This is a genomic window from Halorussus sp. AFM4 (assembly GCF_051194995.1).
Classification (GTDB): Archaea; Halobacteriota; Halobacteria; order Halobacteriales; family Haladaptataceae; genus Halorussus.
In genome coordinates, this window is record NZ_JBNTJT010000002.1 from 19,011 (window position 1) to 34,416 (window position 15,406).

The window sequence follows — 15,406 nt, forward strand, 5'->3', positions numbered from 1 at the left end:
ATAATGACAGATGATGGTAGCGGTACTTCTCGACGGCAGTTCGTCAAGGCCGTCGGTGCCTCAGGTGCTGCGGCCGGACTGCCGGGATACGTCGAACAGGGTGCGATGGGTGACGTCCAGCAGGGCGGCGTCACGCTCCAGTGGGCGACCGACCCCGACTTCAAGGGGAGCACGTGGAAGAAGGAGCTCCAGCCCGTCCTCTACAACAACGGGCTCTCGAAGGACATCAACGTCGAGATCCTGGCTGGGCCGTCGGTGACGGACAACCGGCGGGCCCAGTACCAGCAGTGGCTCGCCGCGGGGCGGAACAAGCCCGACCTGCTGTACATGGACAGCGGGTGGACCATCCCGTTCATCGTCCGCAATCAGCTCCAGAACCTGAGCAAGCTGGGGGCGTTCCCCCAGCAGCGCATCGGTCGGATCGAGGAGCAGTACTTCGACGCGAGCGTCTCGACGGCGAAGGGGCCGAACGGCGACCTGTACGCCGTCCCGCTGTTCCCCGACTTCCCGACGATGCTGTACAACCAGAACTACCTGAAGAACGCGGGATACGGGCAGTCGGACTTCGACAAGTGGGCGAAGAACTCGATGACCTGGCAGAAGTTCGCGCAGGTCACCAAGGAGGCGATGAACAACAGCGACGTCCAGTACGGCTACACCTTCCAGGCCAGCGCCTACGAGGGGCTGTCGTGCTGCGACTTCAACGAGTTCATGTCGAGCTGGGGCGGGGCGTACTTCGGCAATCCCGCCAAGTACCTGTTCGGACCGGTGGGCGAGCGACCGATCACGGTCGACCAGCCCCAGGTCATCAACGCCATCAAGATGGTCCGGACGTTCATCCACGGCTCGAACGCCAACAACACCCTCAGCAAGTATCAGGGCAACATCGCGCCGCCCGCGGTCATGCAGTGGACCGAGGAGCCCTCGCGCAAGCCGTTCACCAACAAGGACGCCGTGATGCACCGCAACTGGCCCTACGCCATCAACATCAGCGGCGCGGAGGACGCGCTGGGCCAGGACCTGGGCGTGATGCCGATTCCGTACGCCAAGACCCACGAGGAGGCCCAGTGGGACACCAAGATGGTGGGCGGCCCGGTCGCGGCGCTGGGCGGGTGGCACAACGCCATCAACCCCAACTCCAAGAACAAGGAGGCCGCCGCCGAGGTGCTCAAGGCGATGATGAGCACCGAGTTCAAGTACAAGCTGTTCGAGGTGCTGGGCTTCCTGCCGCCGGAGCCCCAGCTGCTCGACTCCCAGCGGGCGAAGGACGTGCCCATCATGGGCCGGTACGTCGAACAGCTCCGGGTCGCCGGCCAGAACGCGATCCCGCGGCCGGTCACCGCGGTGTGGCCCGCCGAGTCGTCGAAGATCGCCCAGCAGGTCAACGGCGCGTTCTCGAAGGGGGGCAACCCCGAGCGCGCGATGACCCAGCTCAAGGCCCAGCTCAAGGCCATCGAACAGAGCGCGTAACAACTCCACCGTAACACCCTATGGCAACATCCGAGGATGGGATTCGGGACTCCGAACGCTCGGGCCCGTACGTCGCGGCGACTCGGTGGATGGAGAACCTGAGCGACGCGCAGTTCGCGTACCTGCTGCTGACGCCGGTGCTGCTGTTGCTGGGGCTCATCGCGTTCTGGCCGCTGGTGAGCACGTTCTGGATGTCGCTCCACGCCGACAACCTGGTCGGCAGCGCCGCGCTCGGCGAGTTCGTCGGCCTCCAGAACTACGTCGCGCTCCTGACCGGCGAGCGCGACGCGCTGCTGGTCAGGCCGTTCTTCGACCCGGCCACGCCGTTCCGGAGCGCGCTCACCGTGACGCTCATCTTCACGGTGTTCAGCGTCTTCTTCGAGACGATCATCGGGTTCGCGCAGGCGCTGGTGCTGGACCAGGAGTTCCGGGGCCGGCGGTGGGTCCGGGTCGCCATCATCATCCCGTGGGCCGTGCCCATCGTCATCCAGGGGATGATCTTCTTCCTGCTGTTCCAGCCCAACATCGGGTTCCTCGTCGACCCGCTCCAGAACCTGGGCCTCTTCTCGGCCACGCCGCTGACCAACCCGGTGGACTCGATGATCATCCTCATCGTCGCCGACGTGTGGAAGACCTCGGCGTTCATGGCGCTGATCATCCTCGCGGGGCTCCAGAGCGTCGACCGGAGCCTCTACAACGTGGGGAAGGTCGCCGGGGCGACGAAGTACCAGCAGTTCAGGTACATCACCCTGCCGCTGGTGCTGCCGTCGGTGCTGGTCGCGATGCTGTTCCGGACCATCGGCGCGATGCGGATCTACGGGCTCATCGAGACGGTCGTGGGCTGTAACACGGTGCCGTCGCTGTCGTGTCTCGTGGTGACGACGTTCCGCGGGTCGCGGATGTACGGCACCTCGGCGGCGGTCGCGTTCATCACGGCCGGGCTCATCGGCATCGTGGTCTCGGTGTACATCGTCAAGTACGCGGACACGGAGACGGGAGGCTAACATGGCTACTGAAACCGATTCCTCGAAGGGCGCGTTCTCGCGCTGGGTCGACTCGGCGATACAGAGTCCCGAGAAGGTGTACCGGGCGATGTTCTACGTCGCCATGATCTTCTTCCTGTTCACCACGCTGTTCCCGTTCTACTGGCTGCTGGTGCTGGCGCTCACGCCGAACGAGGCCATCACCAGCTTCGGCTTCCCGCCGGTGCCCCACGGGTTCAACCCCGAGGCGTTCGTGAGCGTGTTCACGACGGTGCCGTTCCACATCTACATGTTCAACAGCTTCGTGCTGGGCATCGCCACGACCGCCATCGTGCTGGTACTGGCGAGTCTGGCGGGGTACGTGTTCGGCCGGCTCGACTTCCCGGGGAAGGGACCGCTGATGCTGCTCATCCTGGCGGTGTCGTACTTCCCGCCGGCGGCGTTCATCATCCCGCTGTTCCGGCTGTTCACCGGGAACGTCTCGGTGCTGGGAGTGTCGAGTCCGAACCTGTTCAACACGCCGTTCGCCATGATCCTCCCGTTCAGCGCGCTGTTCATGCCGCTGTCGATATTCATCCTCTCGACGTTCTACGGCCAGATTCCCGACGGGCTGGAGGACGCCGCGCGCATCGAGGGGACGACCCGGCTGGGCGCGCTGTTCCGGGTCATCATGCCGCTGTCGGCGCCGGGCGTGGCGACGGCGGGCGTGTTGACGTTCATCTCGGTGTACAACGAGTTCTTCTTCTCGTTCCTGATGACCTCGGGCGAGGCCCGGAACTGGGCGCCGATCGTCTGGGGCATCCTGAGCTACCAGGGCCAGTACACCCAGCTGTACAACCTGATGGCCGCCGCGAGCATCGTCGGGGTCCTGCCCGTCGCCATCCTCGTGGTCGTCGCGCAGGAGAAGATCGTCAGCGGACTCACCGCGGGCGCGCTCAAGGAGTGATTCACAATGGGGAAAGTTATCCTGGACGGCGTCACGAAACGCTACGCGGACGTAACGGCAGTCGACGACATGAACCTCGAGATCGAGGACGGCGAGTTCGTCACGCTCGTCGGCCCCTCGGGGTGCGGGAAGTCCACCACGCTGGAGACCATCGCGGGGCTGACCATCCCCACCGAGGGGACCATCACCATCGCCGATCGGGACGTGACCAACCTCCCGCCGAAGGACCGGGGCATCGCGATGGTGTTCCAGAACATCGCGCTGTTCCCGCACATGGACGTGTACGACAACATCAGCTTCGGGCTGCGGCTGCGCGACTACCCGAAGGACGAGATCGACAGGCGGGTCGATCGCGCCTCGGACATCGTCCAGCTCGAGGGGATGCTGGACCGGATGCCCGACGAGATGTCGGGCGGGCAGCGCCAGCGGGTCGCCATCGCGCGGGCCATCGTCCGCGAGCCCGAGGTGTTCCTGATGGACGAGCCGCTGGCCAACCTCGACGCCAAGCTCCGGGTCCACATGCGGACCGAGCTCCAGCGGCTCCACAAGGAGCTCGAGACGACCATCATCTACGTCACCCACGACCAGGCCGAGGCGATGACGATGTCCGACCGCATCGCCATCATCGACGGCGGCGAGCTCCAGCAGATCGCGCCGCCGCTGGTGTGCTACAACGAGCCCGCGAACCTGTTCGTCGCCGGGTTCATCGGCTCGCCGTCGATGAACTTCGTCGAGGGGGAGGTCACCGCGACCGGGCTGTCGACGCCCGACTTCGACGTCGAGTTCGACCCCGGCCAGCTCTCGGGGGTCGCGCAGGGCGACCACCTGACCCTCGGCGTCCGGCCGGAGGACGTCTACCTCCGCGAGGCCAGCGAGGGGGTCGCCAACCCGACCCAGCCCGTTCCGGCCCGGACCGACGTGCTGGAGCCGATGGGCGACGAGATATTCGTCTACCTGCTGACCGGCGACGCGGCCGAACCGCAGATAGAGACCGACCCCGAGGCCGAGGCGCCGCAGAACCAGCTGCTGATGAGCGTCGACCCGTCGTCGGACATCGAAGCCGAGGAGGACGTCGAGGTCGTGCTCGACCGCGAGCGCATCCACCTCTTCGACACCGAGACCGGCGACGCGATCAGCCACAGCCTCGAGTTCGCGGCGGTCGAACCGGGGTCGGCCGAGACCGAAGCGGAGGGCGACGACTGATGGTCACGACGATGGGGTGGTTCTACCTGGTCGGCGGGACGGTGCTGTTCTTCTTCTGGGCGTACGGCATCGTCTCGTTCGCGCTCGACTGCAAGAACAAGTTCCTGCCCGCCGCGCGGACCTGGCTCGCGAACCGCCGGCGCGCGAAGCGGGAGGCCGAACGCGAGAGCGAACGGGAGGAGACCGAGCGCCAGCTGTACTGACGCGCCGTCCCACCGGGGACGCCTCGGCGCGAGGCGGGTCGCCCGGAGCCGCGGGCCCGACCCAGACCTGTCACCCGGGGGCAGGTACCCGAACGCTGATAGACGGCCGAACAGAAAAGCCTAACAACGACTCACGGCTGCTACCACTAGTAACTATGTCTACAACGAACGAGCCGGTCCGCGTCGGCTTCGTCGGTCTGGGGAACATCGGACACTACCACGCCGACCGCCTCGTGGACCTCGAGGGCGTGGACGTGGTGGGCGGGGTAGACATCAATCCGGACGCCCGGGCCCGCTTCGCCGAGAAGTACGGCGTCGAGTCCTACGAGAGCTACGAGGACCTCTACAGCGCCGACGTCGACGCGGTCGTCGTCACGACGCCGAACAAGTTCCACGAGGAGTACGCGGTGGCGGCCCTGGAGTCGGGGCTCGACGTGCTGCTCGAGAAGCCGCTTGCCCACTCGCTGGAGAGCGCCGAGCGCATCGCTGAGGCGGCCCACAACGCCGACGGCTTCTGCATGGTCGGGTTCCACAACCGGTTCCGCAACCCGGTCGAGGTCGTGAAGGCCTACCAGGAGGAGGGCCGGTTCGGCGAGACCCGCCACGTCGAGGCCAACTTCATCCGGCGACGGGGCGTGCCGGGCCGGGGCTCGTGGTTCACCAACCAGGAGATCGCCGGCGGCGGGGCGCTCATCGACATCGGCGTCCACGCCATCGACCTGGCGCTGCACTTCCACGACTTCCCGAAGGTCCGGGAGGTCTCGGGCACCATCCGGTCGCAGTTCGGCTCCCGCGACGACTACGCCTACCTCGAGATGTGGGGCGAGGACGCCCAGTCGGGCGAGTTCTCGGTCGACGACTCGGTGAGCGCGTTCGTCCGGTGCGAGGGCGGCAAGACGTTCACCCTGGAGGTGGCGTGGGCCGCCAACCGGTCGCCCAACGAGGAGTTCGTCGTCCGGGGCACGGAGGCCGGCGCCAACTTCGACAAGGCCGACGACTCGCTGACGATCTACGAGTCGGGCCGGCAGGGCACCGACCACTTCTCCGACTCCGAGATACAGACCCGCCACGAGGACCCCCACAAGGCCGAGCAGCGCGTGTTCTTCGAGGCGGTCCGCGACGGCGTGGCCCCGACCCGGAACACGGTCGAGCAGGCCCTGGAGGTCCAGCGGGTCATCGACGGCATCTACCGGTCCCACGAGCGCCAGCAGGCGGTCCAGCTCGAGTAGCCCTCCGTTCTCTCTGCTCCCGGTTTCTCGTTCTCCCCGACCTCGAAAGCGCAACCCCGAAGGTCGGGCGCCCCGAACCACGCACCCAGCAATGTACGAGGTCGAAGTGAAGGTCCGGGCCGACCGCGATCGGGTCCGCGAGCGCCTCGCCGAGCTCGGGGCCGACCGGGTCGACGCGGTCGAGCAGGTCGACACCTACTACGACGCGCCCCACCGCGAGTTCGCCGAGACCGACGAGGCCCTGCGGGTCCGGCGGGAGACGGTCCGGAGCGACGGCGAGGAGGGCGACCCCGGCGACGAGTCGTTCGCCGAGCTCACCTACAAGGGACCGCTGGTCGAGGCCGAGTCGAAGACCCGCCGGGAGGTCGAGACCCGGGTCGCGGACGGCGAGGCCGCGGACGCCGTGTTCGAGGCGCTCGGGTTCGACCCCGCGGCGACGGTGCGGAAGGACCGCGAGCGGTTCGCCCTCGAGGAGTTCACCGTGACGCTCGACGCGGTGGCGGGCCTTGGCGAGTTCGTGGAGGTCGAGACCGACGTCGAGACCGAGGGCGACGTCGAGGCCGCCCGCGAGGGGGCCTACGAGGTCCTGCGCGACCTCGGCCTCGACCCCGACGACCAGATCCGGACCTCGTACCTCGGCCTCCTGCTCGCCGCGGACGGCGCGGACCACGCCGAAGGCGAGGGTGAGAGCGAGTCCGGGGACGAGTGAATCGGGCGTCGCGATACCGACTCGGCGTGCGACTGCCGGCGCCGACCCGGGACGCCGACGGCTTTCGCCCGCGTCAATTGTTGCCAGGAACCGTGATAACCACCGGTTATCTCTCGCGTCCGTTTGCTTTCCGGAAGTTATAGAATCCGCGACCCGATAGGTGGGTGTAATGACCGACCGGAACATCCGCGTCGAGCCCATCGACCGGCCCGCAGTCGAGGACCAGGAGATCGAGATCGTCGAGCGGAAGGGGCTGGGACACCCCGACTCCATCTGCGACGGCATCGCCGAGAGCGTCTCCCAGGCGCTGGCGAACGCCTACCTCGACCGGGTGGGGAAGGTGCTCCACTACAACACCGACGAGACCCAGCTGGTGGCCGGCCGGTCGGACCCCGAGTTCGGCGGCGGCGAGATGATCGAGCCCATCTACCTGCTCATCGTGGGCCGGGCCACCAAGGAGTACGAGGGCCGGACCATCCCGGCCGAGACCATCGCGCTGGAGGCCGCCCGCGACTACCTCGCCGAGCACTTCCCCGAGCTCGACTTCGGCACCGACATCGTGGTCGACGTGAAGCTGGGCGAGGGCAGCGGCGACCTCAAGGAGGTCTTCGGCGAGGACGGGGTCACCGTCCCGATGGCCAACGACACCAGCTTCGGCGTCGGCCACGCGCCGCTGACCGAGACCGAGCGCATCGTGCTCGACGCCGAGCGCCGGCTCAACGGCGAGTTCGGCGACGACCACCCCGCGCTGGGCCAGGACATCAAGCTCATGGGCAAGCGCGAGGGCGACGACGTCGACATCACGGTCGCGGCCGCGATGATCGACCGGTACGTCGAGGACCGCGCCGCGTACGACGACGAGGTCGAGGCGGTCCGGGAGTTCGTCCGGGACGTGGCCCGCGAGCACACCGACCGCGACGTGAGCGTCTACGTCAACACCGCCGACGGCGACGGCGACGACGAGGAGAACATCTACCTCACGACCACCGGCACCAGCGCCGAGATGGGCGACGACGGCTCGGTCGGCCGGGGCAACCGCTCGAACGGGCTCATCACGCCCAACCGGTCGATGTCGATGGAGGCGACCTCGGGCAAGAACCCCGTCAACCACATCGGGAAGATCTACAACCTGCTCGGCACCGAGATCGCCGAGTCGGTCGTCGCCGAGGTCGACGGCATCCGGGACCTCCGCATCCGGCTGCTCTCCCAGATCGGCCGCCCCATCGACCAGCCCCACGTCGCCGACGCCGAGATCGCCACCGAGGACGGCGTCGAGATCGCGGACATCGAGGCCGACGTGATCGACATCGTGGACCGGGAGCTCGCCGACGTGACCTCCATCACCCAGCGGGTCATCGACGGCGAACTCACGACCTTCTGAGCCTAGAACCCCGTCTCCGCGACGGTCCGAGCACCGGTCTACGCAGTTCCCGATTCAGAACGCGAACCGCTCCAGCAGGTACCGGAGGAAGGTGTGGCGTCGGGGCTGGCGCGAGTGGACCAGCAGCACCGTGCAGTCGAGCCCCTCGGCCAGCCTCTCCGGCAGGGTCCCGAACACGGCGTCGTAGAGCGGGTTGTGCGCCGTCACGCCGACCACCGCGAGGTCGGTCCCCCTCGTCGCCGAGAGCAGCGCCTCCTCGCGGTCGGACTGCCGGAGGAGCTCGAACTCGGCGGGCGCGGCGCAGACGTCGACCAGCTCCTCGTGATACGTCAGGACCGGGTCGAGCTGCTCGTCGCTGGCGGCCTCGTCGGCGGCGTAGACGAACCGCACCCTCGCGTCGCGGGCGCTGGCGACGGCGTCGGCCACCAGGACCTCCAGGGGGTCGTACGGGCCGCGGTCCGCGATGACCGTCACCTCGTCGACGTCGTCGAGCCCCCGGTCGCGGACGAAGACGACGTCCGCGTCGACGTGGTCGAGGAACCAGTCGGCGTCGTGGCCGACGAACTCCGCGCCGAGGACGTCGGGCCGCCACTCCCCGACGAGCAGGCCCACCCCGTGGTTCCGGACGTAGCTGGCGACCGCGTGTTCGGCGTCGTGAGTGACGACCGTCTCGGTTCCGACCGGATCCCCGTCGGCCGCGGGGGTCGCCGCCGAATCGTCCGCGCCGGCCGCGTCGGCGGTCGCGGCGGCCGACAGCGTCACCTGGTCGGGCACCTCCTCGAACCTGACCGCGTCGATGTCGCCGCCCCGCCGGGCGACGACCGCCCGCGCGACGTCGATCAGGGTCCGGCGGGTGCGCGTCGAGGTCTCGTCGTCCACGCCCACGAGGACCCCGCCGCCACCGCCTCCGCCGGTCGCCAGCGCGGCGCGGGCCGCGTCGAGCGAGTGGTCGCCCGTGGTCCGCCGGATCGCGTCGAGCGCCGCGCCCTCCCGCTCGGTGCGCTCGCGGCCGTAGACGTAGTACCAGCCGACGCCGCCGAGCACGATGCCGACCGCGCCCGCGAGCGGCAGCGTCCCCATCCGGGTGATGAGCGCGAACCCGGCGACGAGACCGAACAGCTGGACCCACGGGTAGCCCGGCGCGACGAACTCGGGGTCGTAGGAGTCGAGGTCGCTCTCGCGGAACGCGATGAGGGCCGCGTTCACCAGCGAGAAGACGAGGATCTTGAACGCGCTGGCGAGCTTCGCGAGCTCCATCACCGGGACGAACGCGATGAGCGCCAGCAGGACGACGCCCGTGAACGCGATGGCGTGGACCGGCGTCCGGAAGCGCTCGTGGACCTCGCCGAGCTCCTCGGGGGCCAGCGAGTCGCGGCTCATCGCGAACGGGAAGCGGGCCGACGACAGCACCCCCGCGTTCGCCATGCTGGTGAGCGCGAGCACCGCGACGACCGCGACCGCGACCTCGCCGAACCGCCCCGCGAACTGGCCGGCCGCCAGCGCCATCGGCGTCAGCATGTCCGCGGACATGAGTTCGCCCGACGGGGAGACCCCGACGACGACGAACACGACGAAGGTGTAGACGAGCATCATCGCGACGACCGAGAGCAGGATGCCGATAGGGATGTTGCGGCCGGGGTTCTCGACCTCCTCGGCGACGCTGGCGACCTTCGTGACGCCCGCGTAGGAGACGAAGACGAACCCGGTCGCCTCGAACAGGCCGACGCTCCCGTGGGCGAAGAAGGGGTGGAACCGGCCCTGGTCGACGTAGGTGATGCCGTCGGCGATGAACACCAGCAGCGACGCGAGCACCAGCGTCACGATGGCCGCCTGCAGGCGACCGGTCTGCTTGACCCCGACCGCGTTCACGACGAGCAGCAGCGCCGCGAGCGCCAGCCCCACGAGCGTCACCGCGCTCGCCGGGATCGGGACGAACAGCAGGAGGTACGCGCCGAGTCCGACCAACGCGAAGGCGCTCTTGAACGTGAGCGAGAACCACGCGCCGACGCCGGCGACGGTCCCGGGCAGCGGACCCATCGCCCGGTCGATGTAGAGGTAGGTGCCCCCGGCCTCCGGCATCGCGGTCGCCATCTCGGCCTTCGCCAGCGCGGCCGGCAGCACCACGAGCCCCGCGAGCAGGTAGGCGAGGATCGCGGCGGGACCGGCGATCTTGGTCGCCAGCCCCGGCAGGACGAAGATGCCGCTCCCGACCATCGCGCCGATGCTGATGGTGAGCGTGGCGTACAGGCCGAGGTCGCGTTCGAGCTCCTTGCCCACTGCGTAAGTGATTGACAGCCACGGGCTTGAAGGTGGGGTGCGGTCGGGCGTTGCTCCGGAAAAATATCGGGCGGGAGCTACGTCATCCCATCGCGGTCGTGGTTTCGTCGGCGGCAGCAGTAGTCTCGCCCGCTGCTGCACCGTCCGCGACCGTGACGAACGCGGTCGCCGCTACCGGCTGACCGCCGGGCGTCTGCGTGTACGGCGCGTCGACCCGCTGCACGGCGGTCGTCGTCATGGCCTCGCCACCCGCCGCGGTCGTCGTCCCGGCCACCGCCGGGGTGGCCGTCTCGGTTCCTTCGAGCGCCGGGTCGAACTGCTGGTTATCGTTCGTGTCCCGGTGGGGCACCGCGATCAGCAACTGGCTCTCGTTCAGCGGCCGGTCGAGCCGGATGGTGACGTTCTCGCTGAGCCCGGCGCCGAGGTACGTCGAGTTGCCCACCCGCGAACCGATGTTCTCCGGGCCGACGAGCGTGGTGAAGTTCCCGCTCACGTTCTCCGCCAGGTAGACGGCGACGAAGCCGCCGTCGGGCAGCACCGCCTGGCTGACGGTGACGGCCGTCCCGTTCGAGGTCTGGTTGTCGAAGGTGAGGTCCGGACTGTCGAGGTCCACGAAGGCGGTCGTGGTCTCGGCTCCCCCCGCGGTCGTCTCGGTCTCGGCTCGGGTCGTCGTCTCCTGTCCGGCGGCGCCGTCGTCGGCGCCGGTCCCGCCGGTCGCCGCCAGAATCCCCGACCCGCCGCCCGCGACCAGCAACAGCGCGACCGCCGCAGCCGCGAGTACGGTTCGTGTCGTTGTCATTCGGATTCCCCCGTGTGTGACGTCTCCCCAAACGCCGATAAACGATGGTGGACGTTGCGACTGATTCACCGCGTAATGGCGATTTCGGGGCTCCCGGCTGCGGGAAACGGGCGGTGGTGTCGCCCCAAGACGGACTTGTGCCGGAGGTGTCGTGTCTTCAAGGGGGCATGTCGGGCGCTCTCCCGCTCCGGGTCTCGGCCGAATCGCCGCCCCTTCAACCTGCACCCGGCCCGCAACCGAAGGCCGTTTATCCGCCTCGCGTCTACCCCCGTCCATGCGACCGCCGGGAGCCGACACCGTCCTCGTCCGACACGCCGACGTGGGCGTCAAGAGCGGGAAGGTCCAGGCCGAGATGGAGCGACGGCTCCGGGACAACATCGAAGCGATCGTGCGCGACCGCGGCGTCGACGCCGAGGTCGAGCGCCGCTGGTCTCGCATCCTGCTCCACGCCGACGCCGAGAGCGTCGACGCCGCGACCGACGCCGCGGCCGACGCCTTCGGCGTGCGGTCGGCCAGCCCCGCCGTCGTGGTCCCGCCCGAGATGGACGCCATCACGGACGCGCTGGCCAGGACCGCCCGGGCGTACGCCGAGGCCGCGAGCGAGGGCCACGAGACGGACTCGGCGGCCGAGGACTCCGACGTCCTGGGCGACACCTTCGCGGTCGACGCCCGGCGGGCGGGCGAGCCCGACGCCCACCCGTTCACGAGCAAGGAGATCGAGGAGGCGGGCGGCGCGGCGGTCTGGGACGAGCTCCCCGACCCCGAGGTCGACCTGGGCGACCCCGACGTCACGTTCTCGGTCGAGTGCCGCGAGGACGAGGCGTTCGTCTTCACCGAGAAGCGCGACGGCCCCGGCGGGCTCCCGCTGGGGACCCAGGCGAAGGTCGTCGCGCTGGTCAGCGGCGGCATCGACTCGCCGGTCGCGGCCTGGGAGGTCATGAAGCGCGGCGCGCCGGTCGTGCCCGTCTACCTCGAACTCGGCGACTACGGCGGCCCCGACCACGAGGCCCGCGCGGTAGAGACCGTCCGGCGACTCGCCGAGTACGCGCCCAACTACGACATGCGCGTCCGGAAGGTGCCCGCCGGCGACGTGATGGACCTGCTGGCCGAGGAGGTCGGCCCGGCCCGGATGCTGGTCTACCGCCGGTTCATGTACCGGGTCGCCGAGCACGTCGCCCGCGAGGTCGGCGCGACCGGCATCGTGACCGGCGAGGCCATCGGCCAGAAGTCCTCCCAGACCGCCCGGAACCTCGGGGTGACCAGCCGGGCGACCGACGTGCCGATCCACCGCCCGCTGCTGACGATGGACAAGAGCGACATCACCGAGCGCGCCCGCCGCATCGGCACGTTCCGGGACTCGACCATCCCGGCGGGCTGCAACCGCATCGCGCCCGACTACCCCGAGACCAACGCCACCCTCGAAATCGTCGAGAACGCCGAGCCCGACGACCTCTTCGAGCGCGCCGAGCGGTCGGCCGCGAACGCGACGCTGGTCGACGTCTGACGGCGCGAGCACCGACGACGGTCCCCGGAGTCGGCGAAACCGCTTTCACGCCGCCCGACGGGGCTCGGGACGGGGGAAGGGGACATGACACGACAATCCAGACGCCGGTTCCTGGCGTCGATCGGCGCGGTGGCGGGCGGACCCGCGGCGCTCAAATCGCGGGGGAGCGTGGGGGCAGCGACGTTCGGCGCGTGGCTGACCGGCGCGAACGAGGTCCCGCCGGTCGAGACGGACGCCTTCGGGTTCGCGGGCTTCGCGGTCGCGGCCGACCGCAGCAGCATCGACTACTGGCTCGCCGTCGCGGACATCGAGAGCGTCGAGGAGTCCCACGTCCACAAGGGCCCGCCGGACCTGAACGGCAACGTCGTCGCCTACCTGTTCGGGCCCGCCGAACGACCGGTGTCGGGGACCGGACTGCTCGCGTCGGGGACGCTGACCGACGAGGACATGATCTGGCCGCTCACGGGAGTTCGCGACATGGTCGCCCAGATGCGGGCGGAGAACGTCTACGTCAACGTCCACACGACCGACCACCCCGAGGGAGAGATCAGGGGCCAGATACGCTCGCTGACGGGCTGAGCGCCGGTGGAGAACGAAATCGCTTTACCGCGCAGGCCCCTCCAAACGGTTGTGACACGGGTCTGTCTCGTCGGTTCCGAGGACGTGGACCTCCGCGCCGAGCTCGTCTCGCGGGAGACCGCCCGCGAGGCGCTGGCCACCTACGACCTCCGGGAGCGCTACGAGAACTCGCTGACCGTCGAGACCATCAGCCTCGGCTCGGCGGTGGCGCTGCTCAACGACCTCAACTGGTACCTCGTGCGGTTCGCCGACGACGCGCTGGTGCTCGAACCCAGCGTGAGCGAGACCGAGTGGCTCTCCCGGACGCTCGCCGAGGCGGTCCGCGACGGCGAGGTTCCCCCGGAGGAGACCGACCGGTACCTCAAGGTCTACGGGCTGACCGCGGAGGGCGAGCTCGTCGAGCCGATGTTCGTCGCCCGGCGCGAGGACGGCGGGATACCGGGCTACGACATCCGGGACGTCGAGGACACCGTGGTCGTCCGGGTCGCAGAGTCGGAGTTCGGCGGCTGAATCGCAGCGTTCCGGCCGTGGTTCTCCCCGCTCAGAGTTCGGCGTCGGCGACGTACTCGGCCACGTCGTTCACCTCGTCGCGGAGGTCCGCCACCGCGTCGCCCGACCAGCCGAAGTAGACCCACTCGCGGTACTCGCCGGCCTCGTCTCGCGTCGGTCGGCTCCGGCGCCGGAGGTCGGCGACCGGCCCGGCGGCGAGCGCGCCGTCGGACAGGCCCGACTCGACCTGGACCAGCCCCCGGTACTGGGTGGCGTCGGCCACGTCCGTCCGCTGGATCTCGCAGTTTCGGCCCCTGTACGTCCATCGCTTCGCGGTCTGCCAGAGTATCATCGTGGAGGTCGCTCTGGTTACGTCGAATCGAGACACGTCAAGTACCTTTTGGTAGGACCGGCGGACGCAAGTCGCCGTCCCGGAACGGTCGCGACCGTCCTCGCAGACAGCGGTATCGCGCCCGAGGCGAACGTCGACGCCGGAGCGACTCGCGGGACGACCCGGGCGCCGAGAGCGAGCAGGCGGGTGTCGGCGGACGGCGTTCAGTCGAACATCCCGGTCGAGAGGTAGCGCTCGCCGCTGTCGGGGAACACGGTCACGACCAGCGGGCAGTCGTCGTAGCCGTCGAGTGCCCCTCCGTCCGACTGCACTTCGGCCGAACTCCCGGGGGACGACCCCGGGCTCCCGCCGTCGGAGGCGAGCAGCTCCTCGATCTCGTCGGGGGCCTCCGGGCAGTCGAGTTCGGGTCGGGCGATGCGCTCGGCGACCCGGCGGGCCGCGACCGACGCCGCGCCCGACGACTGGCCGACCAGGATGCCCTCCTCGCGGGCGAGCCGGCGGGCCTCGGCCTCGGCGTCCTCCAGCGCCACGGTCTCGACGCTCGTGATGAGGTCGGTCTCGAGGAGGTCGCTGACGAACCCCGGGCCCATCCCCTGGTAGTCGTCCTGCCCCGACTCGCCGGTCGCGGGATCGCCGTCCGACGAGCCCTCGCTCAGCTCCCTCGTGAGGACCGCGTTGCGCTCGGGCTCGACCGCCACCACCTCCATGTCGGGGAACTCCTCCAGGAGCCGCCGGGCGGTGCCGGTGATGGTACCGCCGGTGCCGACGCCCGCGACGAAGGCGTCGATCTCCCGGCCCTCGACCTGTTCGAGGATCTCCTCGGCGGTGGTCCGGTAGTGGGCCTCGGCGTTGGCGGGGTTCTCGAACTGCCCCATCTGGACGACGCCCTCGGCCGCGGCGAGCTCGTCGGCCCGTTCCCGGGCGTCCGCCATGTCGCCGTCGACGAGTTCGAGGTCCGCGCCGTAGGCCTTCAGCAGCCGGCGGCGCTCGGGCGACTTCGACTCGGGCATCACGATGGTGAGGTCGTAGCCCCTGGCGGCGGCCGCCACCGCGAGCCCGATGCCGGTGTTGCCGCTGGTGGGCTCGACCAGGTGGTCGCCCGGCGAGATCTCGCCCGCCCGCTCGGCGGCCGCGATCATCTCCCGCGCGGGCCGGTCCTTGGCGGACCCGCCGGGGTTGAACCCCTCGAGCTTCGCGGCGATGGTCGCGCCCTCCGGGGAGGAGACCCGGACGAGCGGCGACCCGACCGCGTCGAGTACGGAGTCCTTCATTGCATCGTCGT

The 15,406-nt window shown here is 69.5% G+C and carries 15 protein-coding genes; 11 read left to right on the forward strand and 4 right to left on the reverse strand.

Annotation, left to right across the window (positions count from 1 at the left end; genetic code table 11):
- Nucleotides 1–3: 3 nt before the first annotated feature.
- From ACQUQF_RS08290 to ACQUQF_RS08325, 8 genes are all read left to right on the forward strand, one after another.
- Nucleotides 4–1,470, forward strand: coding sequence for an extracellular solute-binding protein (locus tag ACQUQF_RS08290; RefSeq protein WP_435177680.1), 1,467 nt, complete (start codon nt 4–6; stop codon nt 1,468–1,470).
- Nucleotides 1,471–1,490: 20 nt separating this feature from the next.
- The gene (locus ACQUQF_RS08295) at nt 1,491–2,474 is read left to right on the forward strand and encodes a carbohydrate ABC transporter permease (RefSeq protein WP_435177682.1); all 984 of its coding nucleotides are present in this window, start codon (nt 1,491–1,493) and stop codon (nt 2,472–2,474) included.
- Between the two features lies 1 nt (nt 2,475).
- Nucleotides 2,476–3,399 carry a carbohydrate ABC transporter permease gene (locus ACQUQF_RS08300; protein WP_435177684.1) on the forward strand — a complete coding sequence of 308 codons (924 nt, stop codon included), beginning with the start codon at nt 2,476–2,478 and terminating at the stop codon, nt 3,397–3,399.
- Between the two features lie 6 nt (nt 3,400–3,405).
- On the forward strand, nt 3,406–4,602 hold the full coding sequence (locus ACQUQF_RS08305) for an ABC transporter ATP-binding protein (RefSeq protein ID WP_435177686.1): 1,197 nt from the start codon (nt 3,406–3,408) through the stop codon (nt 4,600–4,602).
- Nucleotides 4,602–4,805, forward strand: coding sequence for a hypothetical protein (locus ACQUQF_RS08310; protein WP_435177688.1), 204 nt, complete (start codon nt 4,602–4,604; stop codon nt 4,803–4,805). The genes ACQUQF_RS08305 and ACQUQF_RS08310 overlap by 1 nt, the downstream gene beginning before the upstream one ends.
- Before the next feature lie 155 nt (nt 4,806–4,960).
- Nucleotides 4,961–6,034: a Gfo/Idh/MocA family protein gene (locus tag ACQUQF_RS08315; RefSeq protein WP_435177690.1), complete on the forward strand. Its 1,074-nt coding sequence runs from the start codon at nt 4,961–4,963 to the stop codon at nt 6,032–6,034.
- 91 nt (nt 6,035–6,125) lie between these two features.
- On the forward strand, nt 6,126–6,743 hold the full coding sequence (gene cyaB / locus ACQUQF_RS08320; protein ID WP_435177692.1) for a class IV adenylate cyclase: 618 nt from the start codon (nt 6,126–6,128) through the stop codon (nt 6,741–6,743).
- Nucleotides 6,744–6,912: 169 nt separating this feature from the next.
- Nucleotides 6,913–8,124: a methionine adenosyltransferase gene (locus ACQUQF_RS08325; protein ID WP_435177694.1), complete on the forward strand. Its 1,212-nt coding sequence runs from the start codon at nt 6,913–6,915 to the stop codon at nt 8,122–8,124.
- Between the two features lie 54 nt (nt 8,125–8,178).
- Here ACQUQF_RS08325 and ACQUQF_RS08330 read toward each other — a convergent pair whose 3' ends face one another.
- Nucleotides 8,179–10,401 carry an amino acid permease gene (locus ACQUQF_RS08330; protein WP_435177695.1) on the reverse strand — a complete coding sequence of 741 codons (2,223 nt, stop codon included), beginning with the start codon at nt 10,399–10,401 and terminating at the stop codon, nt 8,179–8,181.
- 82 nt (nt 10,402–10,483) lie between these two features.
- Complete coding sequence (locus tag ACQUQF_RS08335) at nt 10,484–11,200, reverse strand: DUF7282 domain-containing protein (protein WP_435177697.1); 717 nt, start codon at nt 11,198–11,200, stop codon at nt 10,484–10,486.
- Between the two features lie 274 nt (nt 11,201–11,474).
- Between ACQUQF_RS08335 and ACQUQF_RS08340 the strand changes: the two genes are divergently transcribed.
- The 3 genes from ACQUQF_RS08340 (at nt 11,475) to ACQUQF_RS08350 (ending at nt 13,793) form a co-directional block, all read left to right on the forward strand.
- Complete coding sequence (locus tag ACQUQF_RS08340) at nt 11,475–12,704, forward strand: tRNA sulfurtransferase (protein ID WP_435177699.1); 1,230 nt, start codon at nt 11,475–11,477, stop codon at nt 12,702–12,704.
- An 84-nt stretch (nt 12,705–12,788) separates the two neighbouring features.
- Nucleotides 12,789–13,283, forward strand: coding sequence for a CHRD domain-containing protein (locus tag ACQUQF_RS08345; RefSeq protein WP_435177701.1), 495 nt, complete (start codon nt 12,789–12,791; stop codon nt 13,281–13,283).
- A gap of 51 nt (nt 13,284–13,334) precedes the next feature.
- Nucleotides 13,335–13,793 (forward strand): DUF5804 family protein, encoded by a 459-nt coding sequence (locus ACQUQF_RS08350; RefSeq protein ID WP_435177703.1) that lies wholly within the window; start codon nt 13,335–13,337, stop codon nt 13,791–13,793.
- A gap of 31 nt (nt 13,794–13,824) precedes the next feature.
- Here ACQUQF_RS08350 and ACQUQF_RS08355 read toward each other — a convergent pair whose 3' ends face one another.
- Both ACQUQF_RS08355 and ACQUQF_RS08360 read right to left on the reverse strand, forming a co-directional pair.
- A complete protein-coding gene (locus ACQUQF_RS08355; protein ID WP_435177705.1) occupies nt 13,825–14,124 on the reverse strand; it encodes a hypothetical protein in 300 nt (99 codons plus the stop codon).
- Between the two features lie 203 nt (nt 14,125–14,327).
- Nucleotides 14,328–15,395, reverse strand: coding sequence for a PLP-dependent cysteine synthase family protein (locus ACQUQF_RS08360; protein WP_435177707.1), 1,068 nt, complete (start codon nt 15,393–15,395; stop codon nt 14,328–14,330).
- Nucleotides 15,396–15,406 lie beyond the last annotated feature (11 nt).

Bases quoted from the DNA above. Each gene is read 5' to 3' on its own strand.
- ACQUQF_RS08290 (WP_435177680.1), top strand. From the start codon at position 4: ATGACAGATGATGGTAGCGGTACTTCTCGACGGCAGTTCGTCAAGGCC.
- ACQUQF_RS08295 (WP_435177682.1), top strand. From the start codon at position 1,491: ATGGCAACATCCGAGGATGGGATTCGGGACTCCGAACGCTCGGGCCCG.
- ACQUQF_RS08300 (WP_435177684.1), top strand. From the start codon at position 2,476: ATGGCTACTGAAACCGATTCCTCGAAGGGCGCGTTCTCGCGCTGGGTC.
- ACQUQF_RS08305 (WP_435177686.1), top strand. From the start codon at position 3,406: ATGGGGAAAGTTATCCTGGACGGCGTCACGAAACGCTACGCGGACGTA.
- ACQUQF_RS08310 (WP_435177688.1), top strand. From the start codon at position 4,602: ATGGTCACGACGATGGGGTGGTTCTACCTGGTCGGCGGGACGGTGCTG.
- ACQUQF_RS08315 (WP_435177690.1), top strand. From the start codon at position 4,961: ATGTCTACAACGAACGAGCCGGTCCGCGTCGGCTTCGTCGGTCTGGGG.
- cyaB (WP_435177692.1), top strand. From the start codon at position 6,126: ATGTACGAGGTCGAAGTGAAGGTCCGGGCCGACCGCGATCGGGTCCGC.
- ACQUQF_RS08325 (WP_435177694.1), top strand. From the start codon at position 6,913: ATGACCGACCGGAACATCCGCGTCGAGCCCATCGACCGGCCCGCAGTC.
- ACQUQF_RS08335 (WP_435177697.1), bottom strand. From the start codon at position 11,200: ATGACAACGACACGAACCGTACTCGCGGCTGCGGCGGTCGCGCTGTTG.
- ACQUQF_RS08340 (WP_435177699.1), top strand. From the start codon at position 11,475: ATGCGACCGCCGGGAGCCGACACCGTCCTCGTCCGACACGCCGACGTG.
- ACQUQF_RS08345 (WP_435177701.1), top strand. From the start codon at position 12,789: ATGACACGACAATCCAGACGCCGGTTCCTGGCGTCGATCGGCGCGGTG.
- ACQUQF_RS08355 (WP_435177705.1), bottom strand. From the start codon at position 14,124: ATGATACTCTGGCAGACCGCGAAGCGATGGACGTACAGGGGCCGAAAC.
- ACQUQF_RS08360 (WP_435177707.1), bottom strand. From the start codon at position 15,395: ATGAAGGACTCCGTACTCGACGCGGTCGGGTCGCCGCTCGTCCGGGTC.